19 protein-coding genes are annotated in these 21,264 nt (G+C 64.5%); 10 read left to right on the top strand and 9 right to left on the bottom strand.

Annotated elements, in window-relative coordinates; all coding sequences use genetic code 11:
• Window positions 1-4: 4 nt before the first annotated feature.
• Genes HY019_RS11920 through HY019_RS11905 form a run of 4 tightly spaced genes read right to left on the bottom strand, consistent with a single transcriptional unit; the run spans window position 5 to window position 4,878 of the window.
• Complete coding sequence (locus tag HY019_RS11920; protein ID WP_290692324.1) at window positions 5-1,558, bottom strand: DHA2 family efflux MFS transporter permease subunit; 1,554 nt, start codon at window positions 1,556-1,558, stop codon at window positions 5-7.
• Window position 1,559: 1 nt separating this feature from the next.
• Complete coding sequence (locus HY019_RS11915; protein WP_290692322.1) at window positions 1,560-2,813, bottom strand: efflux RND transporter periplasmic adaptor subunit; 1,254 nt, start codon at window positions 2,811-2,813, stop codon at window positions 1,560-1,562.
• Entirely contained in the window at window positions 2,810-4,303 is a 1,494-nt protein-coding gene (locus HY019_RS11910; RefSeq protein WP_290692320.1) for an efflux transporter outer membrane subunit, read from the bottom strand. Before HY019_RS11910 ends, HY019_RS11915 begins: the two co-directional genes overlap by 4 nt.
• A 32-nt stretch (window positions 4,304-4,335) precedes the next feature.
• Window positions 4,336-4,878, bottom strand: a complete 543-nt coding sequence (locus tag HY019_RS11905; RefSeq protein WP_290692318.1) for a MarR family transcriptional regulator — start codon at window positions 4,876-4,878, stop codon at window positions 4,336-4,338.
• A 73-nt stretch (window positions 4,879-4,951) separates the two neighbouring features.
• Here HY019_RS11905 and HY019_RS11900 point away from each other — a divergent pair, with 73 nt between their 5' ends.
• The 5 genes from HY019_RS11900 (at window position 4,952) to HY019_RS11880 (ending at window position 9,850) form a co-directional block, all read left to right on the top strand.
• Window positions 4,952-6,799 carry an ABC transporter transmembrane domain-containing protein gene (locus HY019_RS11900; RefSeq protein ID WP_290692316.1) on the top strand — a complete coding sequence of 616 codons (1,848 nt, stop codon included), beginning with the start codon at window positions 4,952-4,954 and terminating at the stop codon, window positions 6,797-6,799.
• A 117-nt stretch (window positions 6,800-6,916) separates the two neighbouring features.
• Complete coding sequence (locus HY019_RS11895) at window positions 6,917-7,555, top strand: OmpA family protein (protein WP_290692485.1); 639 nt, start codon at window positions 6,917-6,919, stop codon at window positions 7,553-7,555.
• Window positions 7,556-7,631: 76 nt separating this feature from the next.
• Window positions 7,632-8,462 carry a thymidylate synthase gene (locus HY019_RS11890; RefSeq protein ID WP_290692314.1) on the top strand — a complete coding sequence of 277 codons (831 nt, stop codon included), beginning with the start codon at window positions 7,632-7,634 and terminating at the stop codon, window positions 8,460-8,462.
• A 15-nt stretch (window positions 8,463-8,477) separates the two neighbouring features.
• A complete protein-coding gene (locus HY019_RS11885; protein WP_290692312.1) occupies window positions 8,478-8,960 on the top strand; it encodes a dihydrofolate reductase in 483 nt (160 codons plus the stop codon).
• A 128-nt stretch (window positions 8,961-9,088) separates the two neighbouring features.
• Window positions 9,089-9,850 carry a TerC family protein gene (locus HY019_RS11880; protein ID WP_290692310.1) on the top strand — a complete coding sequence of 254 codons (762 nt, stop codon included), beginning with the start codon at window positions 9,089-9,091 and terminating at the stop codon, window positions 9,848-9,850.
• A 24-nt stretch (window positions 9,851-9,874) separates the two neighbouring features.
• On the opposite strand, the gene HY019_RS11875 is transcribed toward HY019_RS11880, so the two are convergent.
• Entirely contained in the window at window positions 9,875-10,753 is an 879-nt protein-coding gene (locus tag HY019_RS11875) for a pirin family protein (RefSeq protein ID WP_290692308.1), read from the bottom strand.
• 91 nt (window positions 10,754-10,844) lie between these two features.
• A complete protein-coding gene (locus HY019_RS11870) occupies window positions 10,845-11,462 on the bottom strand; it encodes an NAD(P)H-dependent oxidoreductase (RefSeq protein WP_290692306.1) in 618 nt (205 codons plus the stop codon).
• A gap of 128 nt (window positions 11,463-11,590) precedes the next feature.
• Here HY019_RS11870 and HY019_RS11865 point away from each other — a divergent pair, with 128 nt between their 5' ends.
• The 3 genes from HY019_RS11865 (at window position 11,591) to xth (ending at window position 14,556) form a co-directional block, all read left to right on the top strand.
• A complete protein-coding gene (locus HY019_RS11865; RefSeq protein ID WP_290692304.1) occupies window positions 11,591-12,577 on the top strand; it encodes a LysR family transcriptional regulator in 987 nt (328 codons plus the stop codon).
• Between the two features lie 89 nt (window positions 12,578-12,666).
• Window positions 12,667-13,710, top strand: a complete 1,044-nt coding sequence (locus HY019_RS11860; RefSeq protein ID WP_290692302.1) for an acyltransferase — start codon at window positions 12,667-12,669, stop codon at window positions 13,708-13,710.
• 66 nt (window positions 13,711-13,776) lie between these two features.
• The gene (xth, locus tag HY019_RS11855) at window positions 13,777-14,556 is read left to right on the top strand and encodes an exodeoxyribonuclease III (protein ID WP_290692300.1); all 780 of its coding nucleotides are present in this window, start codon (window positions 13,777-13,779) and stop codon (window positions 14,554-14,556) included.
• A 3-nt stretch (window positions 14,557-14,559) separates the two neighbouring features.
• On the opposite strand, the gene mutY is transcribed toward xth, so the two are convergent.
• The 3 genes from mutY to mutM all read right to left on the bottom strand — a co-directional run bounded on the left by mutY (window position 14,560) and on the right by mutM (window position 18,610).
• Complete coding sequence (gene mutY, locus HY019_RS11850; protein ID WP_290692298.1) at window positions 14,560-15,657, bottom strand: A/G-specific adenine glycosylase; 1,098 nt, start codon at window positions 15,655-15,657, stop codon at window positions 14,560-14,562.
• Window positions 15,654-17,681 (bottom strand): dynamin family protein, encoded by a 2,028-nt coding sequence (locus HY019_RS11845; RefSeq protein WP_290692296.1) that lies wholly within the window; start codon window positions 17,679-17,681, stop codon window positions 15,654-15,656. The genes mutY and HY019_RS11845 overlap by 4 nt, the downstream gene beginning before the upstream one ends.
• A gap of 98 nt (window positions 17,682-17,779) precedes the next feature.
• The gene (gene mutM / locus HY019_RS11840; RefSeq protein WP_290692294.1) at window positions 17,780-18,610 is read right to left on the bottom strand and encodes a bifunctional DNA-formamidopyrimidine glycosylase/DNA-(apurinic or apyrimidinic site) lyase; all 831 of its coding nucleotides are present in this window, start codon (window positions 18,608-18,610) and stop codon (window positions 17,780-17,782) included.
• A gap of 90 nt (window positions 18,611-18,700) precedes the next feature.
• On the opposite strand from mutM, the gene HY019_RS11835 reads away from it, so the two are divergent.
• Entirely contained in the window at window positions 18,701-20,572 is a 1,872-nt protein-coding gene (locus HY019_RS11835) for a tetratricopeptide repeat protein (RefSeq protein WP_290692292.1), read from the top strand.
• Window positions 20,569-21,258, top strand: coding sequence for a lipoprotein insertase outer membrane protein LolB (locus HY019_RS11830; protein ID WP_290692290.1), 690 nt, complete (start codon window positions 20,569-20,571; stop codon window positions 21,256-21,258). The genes HY019_RS11835 and HY019_RS11830 overlap by 4 nt, the downstream gene beginning before the upstream one ends.
• The last annotated feature ends 6 nt before the right edge of the window (window positions 21,259-21,264 follow it).

The following is a 21,264-nucleotide window of genomic DNA, read 5'->3' as shown; positions in this document are numbered from 1 at the left end:
CGGGTCAGTGCGCGCCGCCGGCGTCCACCGCCACGGCCGACTTCCTGGGTTTGGCCAACCACACGATGGGGATCAGGCACAGGAACAGCACCGATGAAATCAGGTAGACGTCATCGGCCGCCCGCGTGAAGGCTTGCTGGTCGATCAGGCGCGAGATCTGCGCCGCGGCCTGCTCGAAGCTCATGCCCGAGCTCATCAAGGCATTGATGCCATCCATCGCACCCGGGTCGGTGCGTGAGACCTTCTCGGCCATGTGCACGTGGTGCATGGTGGCGCGGTCATCCCAGACCGTGGCCACCATGGAGGTGCCCATGGCGCCCGCCGTGATCCGCACGAAGTTGCTCAAACCCGAAGCCGAGGGGATACGATCCGGCGTCAGCCCATTGAGCGTGATGGCGCTCAGCGGGATGAAGAAGAAGGCAATCGCACCGCCTTGCAGGATCGTGGGCACCAGGATGGTGTTGAAGTCCACCAGGGTGTTGAAGTGCGAACGCATCCACATCACCAAGGCAAAGCCCAGGAAGGCCACCGTGGCCAGCCAGCGCGGGTCCACCCGGGTCACGTTCTTGCCCACGATGGGTGACAGCAGAATGGCCAGCAGCCCCACCGGTGCCACCGCCATGCCCGCCACCGATGCGGTGTAGCCCATGTACTGCTGCAGCCACATGGGCAGCAGCACCACGTTGCCAAAGAACAGGCCGTAGGCCACCGACAAGGCAATCACCCCGAACAGGAAGTTGCGGCTGGCAAACAGGCGCAGGTCCACCACGGGGTGCTCTTGCGTGAGCTCCCACACCACGAAGACAGCAAAACCAATCAGCGCCACCAGGCCCAGGATCACGATCTGGCTGCTCTCGAACCAGTCCAGCTCCTTGCCCTTGTCCAGCATGATCTGCAAGGCGCCCACCCACAGCACGAGCAAGGTCAGCCCCACCGTGTCGATGGGCAGCTTCTTGGTGGGCGTCTCACGTTTGGCATAGATGCGCCAGGTCACCAGGGCTGCGCCCAGGCCCACCGGGATGTTGATATAGAAGATCCAGGGCCACGACATGTTGTCCGTGATCCAGCCCCCCAATAGCGGCCCGGTGACCGGCGCCACCAGCGTCGTCATGGCCCACATGGCCAGGGCCATGCCCGCCTTGGCTGGCGGGTAGCTGCTGAGCAACAAGGTCTGCGACAGCGGGATCATGGGCCCGGCGACCAGGCCCTGCAGCACCCGAAACGCGATCAGCATTTCGAGCGACGAGGCCAGGCCGCACATCCACGAGGCCAGCACGAACAAGAGCACGCTGGCGGTGAACAGGCGCACCGCGCCGAAGCGCTGGGTGAGCCAGCCCGTCAAGGGCACGGAGATGGCGTTGGACACGCCAAAGCTGGTGATGACCCAGGTGCCCTGTGTGGGGCTCACGCCCAGGTTGCCTGCAATGGCCGGCAGCGACACGTTGGCGATGGACGAATCCAGCACGTTCATGAAGGTGGCCAAGGACAGGGCCACGGTGCCCAGAATCAGGTCACCGCCATGCAGCGGCTTGGGTGCGTGCGATGGCGCGGCGCTCAAATCAGGCTCCCGAACTCACAGCCCGTGTCGTCGCGGCATGCACCGAGCGGCCCAGATTGGCAGAGATGATGCGGTCCACCAACTGGTCGGCATCCTTTTGCAGGTTGTCGAACACGGCGGTCTGCGCCACGGCCTGGGTGCGCGGGGCTTGTGCCAGCACCTGGCCATCCTGCTTGCCCACATCCACTTCCACCTCCATGGACAGGCCCACGCGCAGCGGGTGCGCCTTGACCTCATCGGCTTGCAGCGTCACGCGAACCGGCACGCGCTGCACGATCTTGATCCAGTTACCCGTGGCGTTCTGCGCCGGCAGCAGCGAGAACGCCGCGCCCGTGCCGGCGCCCAGGCCGCTCACGGTGCCGTGGTAGACCACCTTCTGGCCGTACACGTCGGCCGTCAAGGTGGCGGGCTGGCCAATGCGCACGCGCTGCAACTGGCTTTCCTTGAAGTTGGCGTCCACCCAGGGGTGGTCCAGCGCCACCACCGTCATCAGGGGCGAGCCGGCCTGCACACGCTGGCCCACCTGCACGCTGCGCTTGGCCACATAGCCATCCACCGGCGCCAGCAGGGTCACGCGCTTGACGGCCAGATAGGCCTCACGCACGCGAGATGCCGCGCGCTGCACATTGGGGTGCTGCACGACCGAGGTCCCGTCCGTCAGCGACTGGTTGGAGGCCAGTTGCTCACGCGCCGTGATCAAGGCCGATTCGGCCGCGGCCAGCGCACTGCGTGCCGCCGTCAGTTGCGACTGGGCATGGTTGAACTCTTCCTTGCCCACCGCGCCACTGGCCAACAAAGGCGCACGGCGGTTGACGTCATCCTGCGCACGCGCCACTTCGTTTTGCGCCTTGCTCACATCGGCCTGGCGCACCTGGATCTGCGACAGCAGGCTGCCGTTGTTGGCAAACAGGGTGCGCACCTCGCGCACGGTCTGCGCCAGCTGGGCTTGCGCCTGATCCAGCGCCACCTGGGCATCGACAGCATCGAGCTTGATCAACAACTGGCCCGCCTTGACCACATCGGTGTCATCGGCGTGGATGGCCAGCACCGTGCCGGACACCTGCGGGGTGATCTGCACCACGTTCGCCTGCACATAGGCGTTGTCGGTGTGCTCGTAGTGGTTGGCGACCAGGGCGTAGTACGCACCATAGGCGCCACCGCCCAGCAGCACGGCCAGGGCGATCGCGGTCAGGGCCTTCTTGCGCGCAGGCTGGGCGTTGTTGGTAACGGTCACTTGGTTGTCAGCGGTGCTCATGAGCGGTCTCCGGCCTGCGGGGCGGCTTTCGTGTTGTCGGACGATGCGGTGGGGGCGCTGGGCGCAGCGGGCTGCAAATGCCCGCCCAGTGCGCGGATCAGGTTGAGTTGCGTGTCCAGGGCCTGTGTCAGCAGGTCAATGGCCTTGTGCCTTTGCGTCAGCACGGCAGACTCCACGCTCAGGACCGTCAGGTAGTTGCCCAGGCCCGCCTTGTAGCGGGCAAGGGCCAGCTCGTAAGCAGCCTCGACGCTCTTTTGCGCCAGCCTTTGGTCCTGCCGCTGGCGCGCCACGGACTGCGTGGTGCTGATGTGGTCAGCCACCTCCTGCACGGCTTGCAGGATGGTCTGGTTGTAGTTGGCCAGCGCCACATCCTGCTCGGCGAGCTTGCCTTGCAGATTGGCCACGCGCTGCTCACCATCGAACAAAGGCAGGTGGATCGCGGGCATCAGGCCCCATTGCCAGCTGGCCGGCTTGATGAGCTGCTCCAGGCCGATGGCGTTGTAGCCGGCATAACTGACCAGGTCCACGTTCGGGTAGAACAAGGCGCGTGCCGAGTCCACCTGGTGGCCCGCGGCTTGTGCACGCCACAAGGCGGCCATCACATCGGGGCGACGGGCCAGCACATCCACCGGAATGTGCTCGGGCGAAGGCAGTGGCTCCACCACGTCCTTGACCAGCAAGTTGGCCAGTGCATCGGGTGCCTGCCCGGTCAGCATGGCCAGGGCATGGCGCATGCGGGTGAGCTCGTCATCCCAGGCTTCAATCTGGGTGCGGGCGTCCGGCAAGGCGCCCTCGCCTTGTTTCAGCTCGACGTTCGTGTCCAGCCCGGCCTGCACACGCTGGCGGATCAGGCCCAGCATCTCTTCGCGCTGCGCCAGCGTGCGTTCACTGACCTCGCGCTGGAACTGCGCACGGCCCAGCTCCAGGTAGGCGCGCGCCACGTTCCAGGACAGCACCATGCGGGCGGCCTGCACATCGGCTTGTGCCGCGCGCTTCTGGCCCACCAGTGCCTCGATCTCGGCGCGCTGGCGCCCGAACAGGTCCAGCTCCCACTTGCCTTGCAGCTGCAAGGTGCCCGATGTGACCGAGGCACCAGCCAGTGGTGGCGGGTAAAAGCCATGCTTGGAAAAATGCTGGCGATCAACTTCGGCCGATGCCTGGATCTGCGGCTTGTCTGCACCACGCGAGGCGGCCTCCATGGCCTCCACACGGCGCAGCCGGGCTTGTGCCACCTGCACCGTCGGGTTGCCCGACAAGGCCTGCTGCATCAGCGCGTTGAGCTGCGGGTCGCCATAGCCTTCCCACCAGGCCGGCAACGCGTCGCTGAACTCTTTGGCTTGCACGCCCTGCACGCCCAGCTTGCCGGCATCCAGCGCCTGCACGTCGGCCTGCAACTCGGGGTGGGTGGAACAGGCCGTCAAGGCGGCCAGCGCCAGCACGGAAAACGAAGCGGTGCACGCCCGGCGAAGGCGTGAGATGCGATCTGACATGGGGAAACTCCAGCGGGATCTTGTGGTTCTGTTCAGCCGTGCCGCTCGGCGTCGGACTCATCGCGCATGGCCTCGGCATTGGCCAGCATGCGCCGCAAGAAGACCATCAAGGTTTGCCACTCTTCACGGGTAAAACCATCAAGCAAACGGTTGGAGACCTCGCACAACACGCCCGGCACGGGCGCAATGGCAGCCTCGCCTTCGGGCGTCAAGCCCAGGTGCACCACGCGGCGGTCTTCGGTCGAGCGCTCCCGCTTGCAAAGGCCCTTGGCCTCCAGGCGGTCCAGCGTGCGCGTCAAGGCCCCGGCGTCGAGTTGCAGTTCACGTGACAAGGCGGCCAGCGTGTTGCACTCGCCCTTGCTGATCATGAACATCGGCGTCCACTGCGCCTGGGTCAGCCCATGGGTGTCCAGGCGCTTGTCCGCCTGGCTCACCATGATCTGCACCACGCGGCGCATGAGGTAGCCAAAGCTGTTGTCCCGGGCCCAGTTGCCCTTGCTGTAAATCGGCGCGGCGGGTGCCGAGCCTGCCTCTGCATCAGAGGTGTCGGCTGGAGAAGTTGACGAATCAGTCATGGCGTTAATTTATTTGCCTACGCAAATATTGTCAAGGCATGATAATGGGACAAGTTTCACGACTAAGCCCCTCATGTCCCGCTCCGCCTCCGCCCAACCGCCTGCCGGCAAGTCCGCTCGGTCGCTCAACGACCTCAGGCCCTTCCTGCAGCCCTACAAGACCCGCATCGCCCTGGCGCTGGTCTTCTTGCTGATGGCCGCCCTGACCACGCTGGTGCTGCCCATTGCCCTGCGCACCTTGATCGACCAGGGGATGGTGGCGGCCGACCCCGGCCAGCGCGTGATGGCCATGCGCGAGCACTTCCTGGCCCTGTTTGGCGTGGGTGTCGCCATGGGCTTGTTCTCGGCCTCGCGCTACTACTCCGTGACCTGGCTGGGCGAGCGCATCACCGCTGACATCAAAAGCGCGGTGTATGGCCACGTGCTCAAGCAAAGCCCGGAGTTCTTCGAGACCACCCAAAGCGGCGAGGTCCTGTCACGCCTGACGGCCGACACCACCCTGATCCAGACCGTGGTGGGCACCAGCGTGTCCATGGGCTTGCGCAACGCCATCATGGCGGTGGGCGCCCTGACCATGCTGATCGTCACCAACCCTTATGTGATGGCGCAGGTGCTGGGTGGCCTGGTGCTGGTGGTCATGCCGGCCATCATTTACGGGCGCCGCGTGCGCCGCCTCTCGCGCGCCAGCCAGGACCGCGTGGCCGACTCCAGCGCCATCGCCGCCGAGGTGCTCAATGCGGTGCCCGTGGTGCAAGGCTACACCGCCGAAACGCGCGAAGCCAAACGCTTCATCACGGCCACCGAAAGCGCCTTCAAGACTGGCGAGCGCCGCATCCGCGCGCGTGCCGTGCTGGTGGCCTTCATCATCAGCGCCACCACCGGCGCCCTGCTGTGGGGGATGTACCAGGGCACCCAGGCGGTCATGGACGGCAAGATCAGCGCCGGCCACATGGGGCAGACCGTGGTCTACGTGATCCTGCTGCTGAGCTCCGTGGCGGCGCTGTCCGAGGTCTATGGCGACATCCTGCGCGCTGCAGGCGCCACCGAGCGTTTGATGGAATTGCTGGCCGCACGCTCGCCGATCCAGCCCCCCGCCCAGCCCAAGGCGCTGCCCGCGCCCCAGGGCGGCTCGCGCGTGACGCTGTCGGATGTGCGCTTTCATTACCCGTCCCGCCCCAACCAGACCGCGCTTGATCACTTCAACCTGGTCGTCAACCCCGGCGAAACCGTGGCCCTCGTCGGCCCCAGCGGCGCAGGCAAGAGCACCGTCTTCCAGTTGCTGCTGCGTTTTTACGATCCGCAATCGGGCCGCATCGAGCTCGATGGCGAATCGGTGACGCAACTGAGCCTGGAAGACCTGCGCCAGCGCATCGGCATCGTCCCGCAAGACAGCACCATCTTCTCGACCACGGCCCTGGAAAACATCCGATATGGCTGCCCAGGTGCCTCCGACGATCAGGTCCATGCCGCAGCGCGTGCTGCCCATGCGCACGACTTCATCGCCGCCCTGCCCGAGGGTTACGACACCTTCCTGGGCGAGCGCGGCGTGCGCCTGTCTGGCGGGCAACGTCAGCGCATCAGCATCGCGCGAGCCATCCTGAAAAACGCCCCGCTGCTCCTGCTGGATGAAGCCACCAGCGCACTCGACACCGAGAGCGAGCGCGCCGTGCAGGCCGCGCTGGAAGAGGCCATGAAGGACCGCACCACCCTGGTCATCGCCCACCGCCTGAGTACCGTGGTGAACGCCGACCGCATCGTGGTGCTGGAGGGTGGCCAGATCGTCGACGTGGGCTCTCATGCGGAACTCATGGCACGCAACGGGCTCTATGCCAAACTGGCCGCCATGCAGTTCGATCAGGTTCACCTGGCTGCCGATGAAGACGAAGGCGATGACACGACCCCGCAAGCCTTGTCAGCCTGACAACGGGCGGCTGCGTTAAGTGCTCATGCCGCCACCCAATCTGTGCGCAGCACGATCCACCTGTTCAAGACAACCTCCTACACGACCATGCCCACTTTCCAGCCAGTTCGCACCCTGATGATCTCCGCCCTCAGCTCGGCCGTCCTGCTCGGCGGCTGCGCCAACATGGATGAAACCCAGCGCGGCACGGCCCAAGGTGCGGCCATCGGTGCCGTGGCAGGTGCCGTGATCGGCCAGGTCGCCGGCAAGAACGCCGCAGCCGGTGCGGCCATTGGCGGCATCGCTGGCGCCGTGGCGGGCAACGTGTGGTCCAAGCGCATGCAGGCCCAGCGTGAAGCCATGGAGCAAGCCACCCGTGGCACCGATGTCGAGGTGACCCGCACCGCCGACAACCAGCTCAAGGTCAACATCCCCAACGACATCTCCTTTGCCACCGGCAGTGCCGCCATCAAGCCCGAACTGCGCTCGGTGCTGGAAACCTTTGCCAATGGCCTGAGCAAGGACAGCGCCGGCATGCACGTGCGCATCGTCGGCCACACCGACAGCACCGGCTCGGACGCCGTCAACAACCCGCTCTCGCGTGAGCGCGCCGAAAGCGTCAAGGACTTCCTCGTTGACCGCGGTGTGCCCGCCGGCCGCGTGGAAACCGCCGGCCGCGGCGAGCGCGAGCCCGTTGCCAGCAATGAAACAGCAGAAGGCCGCGCCCGCAACCGCCGCGTAGAAATCTTCCTGCGCGAGCCAGAGCAGAAGTCCTGATCCCCTCACGACCGAGTCAAACCAGGCAGCCGGGAAGAGATAATCCCGGCTGTTGTCATTTTGAAGGACGCCCCAGGTGAGCCGCCCCATTCGCAGTCAATTTGAAGACTTCATGCGCCACGTCCACACCACGGGCGTGCTCAAGACCGACCGCACCGGCACGGGCACGCGCAGCGTGTTCGGCCACCAGATGCGTTTCGACCTCAGCGAAGGCTTCCCGCTGGTCACCACCAAGAAGGTGCACCTGAAGTCCATCATCGTCGAGCTGCTGTGGTTCCTGCGCGGCGACAACAACGTCAAATGGCTGCAAGAACGCGGTGTCACCATCTGGGACGAATGGGCCCGTGAGGACGGCTCGCTGGGCCCCGTGTACGGCGTGCAATGGCGCAGCTGGCCCAAGCCCGATGGCGGCCACGTCGACCAGATCAGCGAAGTGGTCAAGCAACTCAAAACCACCCCGGATTCGCGCCGCATCATCGTCAGTGCCTGGAACCCCGGCCAGATCGACCAGATGGCGCTGCCGCCCTGCCACGCCTTCTTCCAGTTCTATGTGGCCCCGCCGCAAGCCGAAGGCGAGCGCCCGAAGCTCAGTTGCCAGCTCTACCAGCGCAGCGCCGACATCTTCCTGGGCGTGCCCTTCAACATCGCCAGCTACGCCCTGTTGACCCACATGCTCGCGCAGCAATGCGACATGGACGTGGGCGACTTCATCTGGACCGGCGGCGACTGCCACGTCTACAGCAACCACACCGAACAGGTCGAGCTGCAATTGAGCCGCACGCCCTTCCCCTACCCGGTGCTCCACATCAAGCGCAAACCCGCTTCGATCTTCGACTACGAATATGAAGACTTCGAGGTGCTGGAGTATCAGCACCACGCGGCCATCAAGGCGCCTGTGGCCGTCTGACCCGGTGCCATCGTCATGCAACTGATCCTGATCGCCGCCGTGGCCCGCAATGGCGCCATTGGCAAGGACAACGCCCTGCTGTGGCGTCTGCCCGAAGACCTCAAGTTCTTCAAGCGCACCACCATGGGCTGCCCGGTCGTCATGGGCCGCAAGACTTTCGAGTCCATTGGCCGCCCCCTGCCTGGCCGCCGCAACATCGTCATCACCCGCAATACCGGCTGGCAGCATGAAGGCGTGGAAGTCGCACACGCACTCGATGAGGCCGTGGCGGCACTCGCCAGCGAGGCACGCGTGTTCGTGATTGGCGGCGGCGAGCTCTACACCCAGGCACTGCCCCGGGCAGACGAGCTCATCCTCACCGAAGTCGATGCCGATTTCGAGGGCGACACCTTCTTCCCGCCATGGGACCGCAACGCCTTTGCCGAACAAAGCCGCGAGACCCACCAGGCCGAGGCAGGCTGGCCCTACCACTTCGTGGTCTATCGGCGCAAAACCTGAGGCTGGCCACCTAAACTTCGGTTTTCCCGAAGTATGCCCTCAAGGATTTCTGATTTACCGATGTATCGGGCTTGGGTATCGTCACGGCTTTGCTGCCCTTGACGCGATCACGCCTGCGCATTCACACCATGGAATTCCTTTTCGACCCCAACCTCTGGATCGCTTTTGCGATGCTCACCGCCCTGGAAATCGTGCTGGGCGTAGACAACATCATCTTCATCTCGATTCTGGTGGGCCGCCTGCCCCCTGAACTGCGCGACAAGGCGCGCCGCATGGGCCTGGGCTTTGCCATGCTCTCGCGCCTGATGCTGCTGTTCTCGCTGAGCTGGGTCATGGGCCTGAAGGCCGACCTTTTCGAGGTTCTGGGGCAAGGCATCAGCGGCCGTGATCTGGTGCTGCTGGGCGGTGGCCTGTTCCTGCTCTACAAGGCCTCGCACGAGATCTTCGTGGAGGTCGAAGCCCGCGAACAAGACCATGCACCTGACACCGATCCGGCCGTCGTCAAGGCCGCAGGTGCCCGCCTGTTCTGGGGCATCATCGGCCAGATCGCGGTCATCGACATCGTGTTCTCGCTGGACTCGGTCATCACGGCCGTGGGCATGGTGGACCATCTGGGCGTGATGATCGCCGCCGTGATCGCCTCGGTGGGTGTCATGCTGTTTGCAGCCAAACCCATTGGCGAGTTCGTGGATCGCCACCCCTCCGTCAAGGTGCTGGCACTGGCCTTCCTCGTGATGGTGGGCATGGCCCTGACCGCCGAAGCACTGGATGTGCACGTGCCCAAGGGCTACATCTACGCGGCCATGGCCTTCTCGTTGGCGGTTGAAGCGCTCAATATCCGCTCGCGTGCCAAGCGCATGGCCCTCAAGGCGCAGGCACAGCAGGCCTGACCCCACTGCGCCCGCTGGCACCGCTCAGGCAAAGCGCCCGGCCTTGAAATCCTCGACCGCCTGGAAGATCTCTTCCTGGCGGTTCATCACGAAGGGCCCGTACTGCGCGATGGGTTCGTTCAAGGGCTGGCCCGCGATCAGCAAGGCCTTGGTGGCGCCATGCGCACGCAGCGTCACCCCATCGTGGTCAACCTGGTTCTTCAAGATGGCCATGCGCTGAGCCGGCACCACCGTCTCACCCACCGCCAACTCACCCCGGTAGACATACACAAAGGCATTGTGCTGGGGCGGCAGCACCTGATCAAAGCGCGCGCCATCAGGCAGGTGCAGATCCAGGTACAAGGGCTGCGAGGCCTCCCGCTGCACCGCCCCATCCACACCATGGCTGGCGCCCGCGATGACCCGCACGGTCACGCCCTCATCGGTGCGGAACTCGGGGATGTCCGCGCTCTGGATATCGCGGTACCAGGGCGCCGTCATCTTGTCGCGGGCGGGCAGGTTCAGCCACAGCTGGAAGCCCTCCATGCGCCCCTCTTCCTGCTCGGGCAACTCGGAGTGGATCACCCCGCGCCCGGCCGTCATCCACTGCACCCCACCGTTTTGCAGCAGGCCTTCGTGGCCGGCGCTGTCGCGATGGCGCATGCGGCCCGCGATCATGTAGGTCACGGTCTCGAAGCCACGGTGCGGGTGATCGGGAAAGCCACCGATGTAGTCATCGGGGTTGTCGGTGCCAAAGGCGTCCAGCATCAGGAAGGGGTCCAGCCTGCGCTGCAGCGGCTGCGTCAGCACCCGCGTGAGCTTGACGCCCGCACCATCCGAGGTGGCCTGGCCTGCGATCAAGCGCTCGACCTCACGCGGCCGTGTGACGGTGATCGACGGGGTGACAGTTTGGGTGGTATCCATGCGGGGCTCCTGATGCGCATCGACACGCGCCATGTGCCATGCGCCATGTGCGCCGTCGATGCAGACAAACCATTTTCGACCATGCCCGGCATCAAGCCAGGGCTGGCTCTCCGATGCCCAGTTCATCGATCTGGGCATACGCCGACGCCAGCGCGTCCTGCTCGGCCTGCGGGCCCATGGCCAGGCCTTCGGCGTACACGAACTGCACGTCCGTCATGCCCAGGAAGGCCAGCACCGTCTTCAGATACGGCACCTGCGTGTCGGCGGGCGTGTTGCGGTACTGGCCACCGCGGGTCAGGGCCACATACACCTTCTTGCCCGTCAGCAGGCCCACAGGCCCCTTGTCGGTGTAGGTGAAGGTGACACGAGCACGGGCGACCGCATCGATCCAGTTCTTGAGCTGGGCCGGCACGCCGAAGTTGTACATGGGCACGCCCAACACCAGCACATCGGCCGCTTGAATCTCGGCAATCAGTGCGTCGTCGATGGCCACGCGGGCCGCTTGCTCGGCGGTGCGCTGCTCGGCCGGTGTGAACAGCGCTTGTAGGGCAGGCTTATCCAGCTCGCTCAAGGGCTGGCGGCCCAGATCACGCACGGTCAGTTTGGTCGAGACGTGTGCGGCAGCCACGCGCTCGGCGATGGCACCGGCCAGACGGCTGGAGTGCGAAGCATCAGGGCGGGAGCTGGAGTTGATTTGCAGGATGTTCATGGCGGGTCCTTCGGTTGGAAGTGAATGTCGATGGACTCACTTTAATTATCCCAACCAATATACGGAAGCCATCAAAATGGATAACATTGTTCCACCAGAAGAACAATAACCCTGATCGACTGGACACCATGAACATCGAACCCAATGACCTGCTGCTCTTTGCCCGTGTGGTCGAGGCCCACAGCTTCAGCCGCGCCGCCGAGCAACTGGGCCTGCCCAAATCCACCGTCTCACGCCGGGTGGCCGGGCTGGAAACCCAACTGGGCGAGCGCCTGCTGCTGCGTACCACCCGCAAGCTCACGCTCACGGACTTCGGCCGCACCGTGCTGGAGCACGCCCAGCAAATCGTTGCCGAGGTCGATGCCGCATCCAACCTGGCTCAGCACCGTCAGGCGCAACCCAGCGGCCGCCTGCGCGTGACCATGCCGGCCGACCTGGCCAACCTGATGCTGGTGCCGATGATGGCCGACTTCGTCGCGCAATACCCCGACATCTCCCTGGAGCTGGACCTGACGCCCCGCCGTGTCGACCTGATCGGCGAGAACATGGACCTGGCCATCCGCATGGGCGATCTGCCTGATGACGCCTCGCTGGCGGCCCGGCGCCTGGCCGTGTTCACCTCCGGCCTGTATGCCGCCCCGGGCTATCTGGCCAGACACGGCCACCCTTCGGAGCCAGAAGCCTTGATGGAGCACGATGCCTTGCACCTGTTGAGCCGCAATGGCGATGCCGCGCCCTGGGTGCTGATGCGCCTGCATGACAATGCCCGTTGGGAGGGCATTCCGCCGGGCCGCACCACGGCCAATTCACCCGATCTGCTCATGCGCATGGCCTTGGCAGGTGCCGGTATCGCACTGGTCCATGACCACTTCGCCGAGCCCCATGTGCGCGAAGGCAGGCTGACCCCCGTCTTGCCCGACTGGCGCCCGCCATCCACGCCCGCATGGGGCGTGTTCCCTGGCCGCCGCCTGATGCCCGCGCGCACCCGCGTCTTTCTGGATGCCTTGCAAGCCAAGCTGACCGGCGAGCAATGCCGCGAACACGAGGCCCGCGTCGAGCAGACCCTGCGCAGGGCGAGCAGCCGCCTGGCGCCCCATGTGAAAACCCGGCCCTGACACAGGGGGGCTTGCGCACCATCACCCTGCAGTGGCGCTGTCTAATGCACAACGCCGCCTTTCAAGCGCTTTCAAGAACCAGGGATGTCATGGACGGTCAGAATCTCGCCCCACAAACAGGCAACAACTTCAACCTGCTGCGCTTTGTCTTCGCCTCCATGGTGATCTTGTCGCATTGCCCAGAGCTTCAACACGGCAACCGAAGCCGGGAATTCCTGAGCAATGTGTTTGGCACCATCTCGTTTGGGCAACTGGCTGTGAGCAGTTTTTTTCTGCTCAGCGGCTACCTGATCGTCAAAAGCTGGGACCACAACCCGCGCATCGTTTCTTACCTGAGAAACAGGGTGCTGCGCATCTACCCGGCCTTCATCGTGACCACCCTCGTCTGCGCCTTCGTTGTCGGGCCCATGGCAAGCGAGCCTCACTACTTCAGGCACTTTTATTGGGACGACTTCCTCACGGACATGACCCTGCTGCAAAGCCCCGCCATTCCACCCGTCTTCCAGGAAACGTTCTACCCGCTCGTCAATGGCGCGATGTGGTCCATCGAGTACGAATTCAAGTGCTACCTGCTGGTGGCCTTGTTCGGGCTGGCGATCGGGTTCCAGAACCGCGTTTACTGGCTGGTGTGCTTCCTGGCTTTCACCACCATGTTCCTGATCGATCCCTATGTGGGACACGGCACCTTCCATGACCCGATCGTGCGCCTGGGCATGATGTTCACGGCCGGTGGCTGCTACTTTCTGTACGGCCGCCCCTTTCTGGACAAGCAGCGCTGGATGGTCGTCGCCCTCATGCTGTGGGCACTGCTGATGTTCAACCGCACCCTCGCACAACCGGCCGTGGCCATCTTCTGGGGCTATGCCATCCTGTCCTTCGCCAACCGGCCGGCACGCCTTTTCGCCTGGTTCAACAAGCTGCCCGACATCTCCTACGGCGTCTATCTGTACGCCTGGCCCATCACCAAGCTCCTGATCGAATGGCAGCCGGAGGTCGGGCGACTGTCCTTGATCGTTCAGACCTGGTTGTGGAGCATCCTGGCCGGCACCCTCAGTTGGTACCTGATCGAAAAGCGCTTCATCACCATGAAGGCTCATGCTGCACCCCGTCCCTTGGTCAATCAACCCGCTTGAGCCCGAGCCCACCAAACAGCGGCACAATTCCGTCGCGCTCTTGATCCCAAACTCTTGCCCAAGCCCATGAAACTCGCCACCTGGAACGTCAACTCACTGTCTGTGCGCTTGCCACAATTGCTGGACTGGCTCGCCGCCAACCCCGTTGATGCACTGGTGCTGCAAGAGACCAAGCTCACCGACGACAAGTTCCCGCATGCCGACCTGGAGGCCGCGGGTTACCAGTCCCAGTGGTTCGGCCAGAAGACCTATAACGGCGTGGCCCTGCTGACCCGCACCGGCAGCACCGACATCATCAAGAACATCCCCGGTTTCGCCGATGAACAAGCCCGCGTGATCGCCGGCACAGTCCAGGATGCGCAGCTTGGCAGCGTGCGCGTGGTCGGCTGCTACTTCCCTAATGGCCAGGCACCTGACAGCGACAAGTTCGTCTACAAGATGAACTGGCTGCAAGCCCTGGAGGCATGGGTCAAGCAGGAGCTGCAAACCCATCCGCACGTTGTGTTGATGGGGGACTTCAACATCGCCCCCACCGATGCCGACGTGTACGACCCGGTCGCCTGGAAAGACCAGATCCATTGCACACCGCAAGAGCGTGCGCACTTTCAGCAACTGCTGGGCCTGGGCCTGTGCGACGCCTTCCGGCTGTTCGAGCAACCGCCCAAACCCTGGACCTGGTGGGACTACCGCAACCTGGCTTTCCGCAAGAACCAGGGCCTGCGCATCGACCACATCCTGATCAGCGACGCGCTCAAGCCGCAGGTCACGGCCTGCGTGATCGACAAGGCGCCGCGCAAGAACGAACGCCCCAGCGACCACGCACCGGTGATCGTCACGCTCGGCTGAGCGTCAGCCCTGCAGCAAGCGCCGCAGCGGCGCTGGCAGCCCCCAGTTGGCCAGATCGGCCACAGGCACCCAGCGGCCGCTTGAGGCCAGCTCGATCAAGCCGGGCTGCAGGCGCTGCGCAGATGCTGCATCATCCAGCACCAGGCGGCGCGGATTCAGGTACCAGTCCAGGTGCGTCAGCACATGCTTCGTGCGTGGTTGCGCCTCGATCGAGGCACTCAATTTATCGCCGAGCAAGGCCAGCAAAGCCGACTCGTCATCAAGCAAAGGCAAGGTCCACAACCCTGCCCACACCCCTTTGTCCGGCATCTGCTGCAGCCAGACCTGGTCCTGCCATTGCAGCCACAGCAACCAGCTTTCGCGCTCGCTGCGCTTGAGCTTGCGCGTCTTGACGGGGTAGCGCTCGGGGTCGCCCTTCACACGCGCCTGGCAGATGTCCGACCATGGGCAAGTCAGGCAGGCGGGCTTGCGTTGCGTGCACAAGGTGGCCCCCAGGTCCATCAAGCCCTGTGTGTACGAGGGCATGTCGCCTGCACGCGCCGGCAAGACGGCCTGGGCCGCCTCCCACAAGGCACGCTCATGCGCCTTGACGGACAGATCCTGATCCCAGCCCAGCACGCGGCTGAGCACCCGCTTGACGTTGCCATCCATGATGGAGATGCGCTCGTCAAAGCAGAAGGCCGCAATGGCGGCCGACGTGGAGGGCCCGATGCCCGGCAAGGTCTGCAAGGCCTCGCTGCTGCGCGGAAACTGCCCACCATGCAGGTTCACCACGTCCTGCGCACAACGATGCAGATTGCGTGCGCGGCTGTAATAGCCCAGCCCGCTCCACAAGGTCAGCACGTCGTCCAGCGGCGCGGCGGCCAGCGCCTGCACATCAGGGAAGCGCTGAAGAAAACGATCGAAGTAACCCAGCACCGTGGTGACTTGCGTCTGCTGCAGCATGATCTCTGACAGCCACACGCGGTAGGGGTCACGCACACGCTGCCAGGGCAGATGGTGGCGCCCTTCCTGGCGCTGCCAGGCCACCAGGCGTTCGGGCAAAACCGGTGTCACCTGCTGCGCATGACGCAGCAGGCTGGCAAGTGTCGGGGCGCTCATGCGCCTTGCGGAGAAGGCGAGCTGATTTGTGCAGGCGATGGCTGAGACGCCAGAGACAAGTCCAGTGTCACATGCTGGACATCGCCCCCGTTGGCAGCCGCCAAGGTGTCGGTCTGCGCCTGCTTGACCAGGTCTTCCACCAGCGAGCCCAGGCGGGTCTGCAACTGCAGCACGCGCTCGTCCAGCGCCTGGACTTCCTGCAGACGGTTGTCCAGCTCGTTCGATGCCGACTGGATGCGGTCCAGCGACTCATAACGGCGCTTGAAGTTGCGACGGCGTTCGCGCAACTGGCTGTCCACCTGCGCCGATGCCGTCTTGTTCCACAACTCGATGTCGTTGCTCACGGTCTCGAACACAACACGCAGACGCGAGATCAGCATGCGGCGGAACTGCTCCTGAAAGCCCGGCTGCGCCAACCTGAAGGCCTGGCTCAGGCCCAGGTACTGCACGTAGTTGCGCTCGATGAGGTTGAGGTCCTCGGCGTACTTGCGCACATCCAGCGGCACATCGGCCACCAGGCTGAAGCCGAACTCGGCATTGAGCTTGGCGTACGAAGCCACCAGCATCGCGTGGATTTCGTCGTTGCGCTGCTGGGCCTGCTCGATCAGATCGCGCAGGCGGCCACACAAGTCGATGAACGATTTCTTGGCCCCCAGCGGCAGCCACGAACCACCCAGCACCTGCTGCAGCACATCCACTTCCTGGCGCAGGCGGTCCGCGGACAGGTCGTGCAAGGCATTGCGCAACATGCGGGCGTGCACACTGCGCATGGCTTGCAAGCGCGCCGTACATTGCTCGAACTCGGAGGCTTCAGCCTGCACGCGCTGCAGCATCAACTGCACCTTGCCGCTGCTCTTGCCACGCAGGCCGCGCAGTTCATGCAACTGGTCGGCGTACAGGCGGCGCATCTCGCCAAAGCGGCGCGTGAGTTGCTGCTGGAACTGCTGCGCACCCTGCACGGCAGCCTGCCCCAGCGTCTCGCGACGGCGCGGCAAAAGCCCTTCGGACAAGGCGTTCTCGAAGGTCTCCAGGCGGCTCTCGCCCAAGCCTTCGCGGTTGCCGCTCAAGCGAGCAGCCAGGGCCTGGCGCGCCGAAATCGGGAACACGTGCGCGACCGGCACTTCCAGCGTTTGCGCCACGCTCTCGCACTGGCGAACAATGGTTTGCTCGATCTGCTCGGGCGTGCTCAAAGGGTCGACCAGCGAGTCGATCTTGTTGAGCGCCACGAAACGGGCCAGCGCCGGGCCACACAGGTGGTCGCGCCAGATGGACAAATCGGACTTGGTCACGCCGGTGTCGGCACCCAGGATGAACACCGTGGCATGCGCCTGAGGCAGCAGGCCCAGTGTCAGTTCAGGTTCGGTACCGATGGCATTGAGGCCAGGCGTGTCCAACACCACCAGGCCGCGCTTGAGCAGCGGGTGCGGCAGGTTGATGCGCGCGTGACGCCACACCGGCACCTCGACAGAACCGTCGGCCTGCAAAGGCGGGTTCTCATCAGGCCGTTCGGGGTCCCAGAAGCCCAGGCGGGCAGCTTCGTGTGGCGACACCATGCGGGTGCGCATCACCTCGCTGAGCGCCTTGGCCATGCCTTCGGGGTTGGACAGATCCAGCTCGATCCAGGTCCACTCCTTGGGCAGCCGGCGGTATTCGGCCAGCGACGCGGCCTCGAGGCGCGTGTCAATGGGCAACAGCGACAAGCCAACGGGATCGTGCGCGTCATAACCCAGCTCGACCGGGCACATCGTCGTGCGCCCAGCCGAGGCCGGCATCATGCGACGGCCCTTGTCCGAGAAAAAGATGGCGTTGATCAACTCCGATTTGCCGCGCGAAAACTCGGCGACAAACGCCACCATCAGCTTCTCGCCTGACAGGCGATGACGCATGGCCTCGAACCATTCTGCCGACGCGTCGTCAAGCAGGTCATGTTCACGGGCGAAACGGGCCAGGGTCGCCAATTTGGCGTCCGTGTCGGCACGCCACTGCCCAAGGGCATCCAGGTGGCTGGCAAAAGTCGGCATCATGGAATTAATCGTATCTCAAGCCGGTGAACCGTAAATATGGATATTCGCCCGAGTTGGGACAAAAAGTACAGGCTTATTCGCAAAGCAATCCACAGCCGTCACCTTTTCTGACAAATTGGGCAATAAAACGTAGAGCGCTGCCCTTGCACCACACGCCGGATCGGTGTGCCGCAAACCCTGCAGGGCTGGCCTTCGCGTCCGTAAACCTGGGTCGCCAATTGAAAATGCCCTTGGGCGCCATGTGCATCCTTGAAATCTTTCAGGCTGGAGCCGCCCAGGGCAATGGCTTGCTGTAAAACAGATTGAACCTCACGCACCAATTTTTCACAGCGTGGTTTACTCAAACGCCTGGCCTGCAATCTGGGGTCGATACCTGACCTGAAAAGCGCCTCGCACGCATAAATATTGCCAGCGCCGACCACGATGTCGCCAGCCAGCAAGGCCTGCTTGACGGCCACCGAACGCCCCTGGAGCCGCGCATGCAGATAGGCCCCGTTCAAGGCTTCATCAAATGGCTCCAGCCCCAGGCCATCCAGCAATTTGCCCGGCACGCCTTCGTGCATGGAGGGGCCCCACACCACCGCACCAAAACGACGGGGGTCGGTCAGCCGCAAGGTGCCTTTGTCGGTCACCATTTCAAAATGGTCGTGCACGCCGGCAGGCGGCAGCCGATGCGAAAACGACAAAGAACCCGACATGCCCAGATGGACCAGCAGGCCGCCTTGCTCGCCATCTGACCGGGTCAAAGGCAGCCAGAGGTATTTGCCTCGGCGCAACACCTTGCCCACCCGCCAGCCATGCAAGGCATCCACGTCATACCCGACCGGCCAGCGCAAAGGCTTGCCCATGTGCACAGCGCGCACGCTGGCGCCTTCAATGCGGTCGGCAAAACTCTGTCGCGTGACTTCAACTTCGGGCAATTCGGGCATGAAGGGAATTATCCCGTGCCAATCGAATCCATCGGAGCCACGGCGAGTGGCCGCCACATCAATAGAATGGCCACATCAGTTGGAGACCCCATGTCCCTCTCTTTTGCCAATTTGTTTACTCTGGCTTCCAGAACCGCCGCTGCATCAGCCACGCACAGGCTGTCGCGCTCTTCGATCGCCGCAACGCTGGGCGCCGGCACATTGGCCCTGTGCGGCCTGGGCACGGCATTCGCCCAGGACAATGCTGCAGCCCCTGCTCCCGCAGCGGCCTCTGCGCCCACCGCATCGGTTGTGGCCAAGCCTCCCGTCCAGAACTCCCTGATGGACGGCGCCCTGTTCTATCAAATCCTGGTCGCCGAGGTGCAGTCCAACGCTGGCGACGCCGGCTCTGCCTACCAGCTCTACCTGGAGTCCGCCCGCCGGCACCAGATCAGCCAGCTATATCAACGCGCGGTCGAAATCGCCCTGCGCGGGCGTGCCGGCGAGCAGGCCCTGACGGCCGCCAAGGCCTGGCGCCAGGCCATGCCGCAGTCCAAGGAGGCCTCCGAGTACACCGCCCAGATCCTGCTGGCCCTGGGCCGCACCAGCGACCTGGCTGCGCCACTGCGCACCCTGATCCAGCTGACCCCGACCCCCCAGCAGCCCCAGGTGCTCGCGTCCCTGCCGCGCACTGTCGCCAGGCTGAACGACAAGCGCGCTGCGGCACAGGTGATCGACGAGGCCACCCAACCCTGGCGCCAACAGCCGCTGGAGCTGGCCGAGGGCTGGTCCGCCAGCGCCGAAGGCTGGATGCAAGCCAAGGAGTACGACAAGTCCATGGCTGCGCTTGAAAAGGCAGCCGCACTCAAGCCCTCCTTGCCCAACCCGGGCCTGATCGCCATCGACCTGATGAGCCTTGACCCGCGCGCCGAGCAGTTCGTCAAGCAGCAACTGGCCCGCCCCGATGCCCCGTCGCTGGTGCGGCTGGCTTACGGCCGCAAGCTGGCCGGCACACAGCGCTACGCCGAGTCAGCCGAGCAACTGGAACAACTGCTGGCGACACAACCCGACCAGATGGGCACATGGGTCACGCTGGCTGCCGTGCGGCTGGAGCTCAAGCAACTCGACAAGGCGGAAGCGGCCCTGCAACCCGTGCTCAAGTACACCCCCGGCAGCAACCAGGCGGCCACCACCAATGCGCCAGCACCCGATGCCAACGACATCGAACAGGCCTACCTGCTGATGTCGCAGATTGCGGAGCAACGCAACCAGCTGGCGCAATCGAGCACCTGGCTGGACCGCGCCGACCCCAAACACGAGCGGATCAACATCCAGGCCCAGCGTGCCCGGCTTCTGGTCAAGCAAGGCAAGATCGCCGACGCCCGCAAGCTGATCCGTGAACTGCCCGAAGCCGAACCGCGCGACGCCGTGATGAAGATCCAGGCCGAAGCCCAGTTGCTGCGCGATGCACGCCAATGGGAAGAGGCCTACAAGGTCCTCGACGAAGCCACCAAGCGCTTCCCCGAAGACAGCGACCTGCTGTATGACCAGGCCATGCTGGGCGAACGCCTGAACAAGTTCACCGAGATGGAAGCCCAGTTGCGCAAGGTCATGGAGATGACCCCTGACAACCCCAATGCCTTCAATGCCCTGGGCTACAGCCTGGCCGACCGCGGCGTCCGGCTGGATGAAGCGCGCACGCTCATCAAGAAGGCACTGGAGTTGCGCCCCGGCGACGCCTTCATCACCGACAGCCTGGGCTGGCTTGAGTTCCGTGCTGGTAATGGCGCCGAGGCGCTGCGCATCCTCAACGAGGCCTACCAGTCCCGCCCTGACCCTGAAATCGCAGCGCACCTCGGTGAAGTGCTCTGGAGCCAGGGCAAGCAGGACCAGGCACGCCAACTCTGGCTGGACTCGGCCAAGCGTGAACCCGACAACGACACGCTCAAAGAGACCCTGACGCGCTTCAAGATCAAACCGTGAGACTGCCGCGCGCCTTTACCCGGGGCATCACTCGCGCCTTGTGCGTGCTGTGCCCCCTGATGCTGCTGGCTTGTGCCAGCGTGTCCGAGGGCGACCCCATCGTGGCCCAGATGCGATCGGGTGGCGCCTGCGCACCGGCCGACGCGCCTTCCGCCCCCATCATCCCGCTGACGCCCGCAGCGCCAGGCACTCAAAGCCCAAGCAACGCGCAGCCGCCCGCACGCACCCTGCCCCGCGTCGACCTGCAAGGGCAGATGAGCATCAAGCTGAGCGCCTTCGCCGATCAGCCTGCCAAAGGCCTGAGCCTGGGTTTTTTCTTCTCGGGCAACACCGACACAGGCCAGCTTGACCTGATGACCTTGATGGGCAGCCAGATGGCGCAGGTCAACTGGCAACCGAGCCAGGCCTGGCTGGTCAATGACAGAGGGCGGCAGCGCTACGACAACCTCGACAGCCTGAGTGAAGCCGCACTGGGTGAGCCACTGCCTTTGCGGCAACTGGTGCACTGGATGCAGGGGCACCCTGATCCCGAGCTGCCCAGCGCGCCCGGCCCTCAAGCCGACACCTTCATCCAGCAAGGCTGGTTGATCGACGCACACGAGCTGCCCTACAAGAAGCTGAACGCCCAGCGCGAAGCCACCCCCCTCCAACGCGGCGTCCAACTCAAGGTCTACCTGGACCGCTGAAGCGCC

Origin of the sequence: Aquabacterium sp., from assembly GCF_016195855.1 — a bacterium.
Taxonomy (GTDB): Bacteria; Pseudomonadota; Gammaproteobacteria; order Burkholderiales; family Burkholderiaceae_C; genus Aquabacterium.
This window is presented reverse-complemented; position numbering and strand designations above follow the sequence as displayed.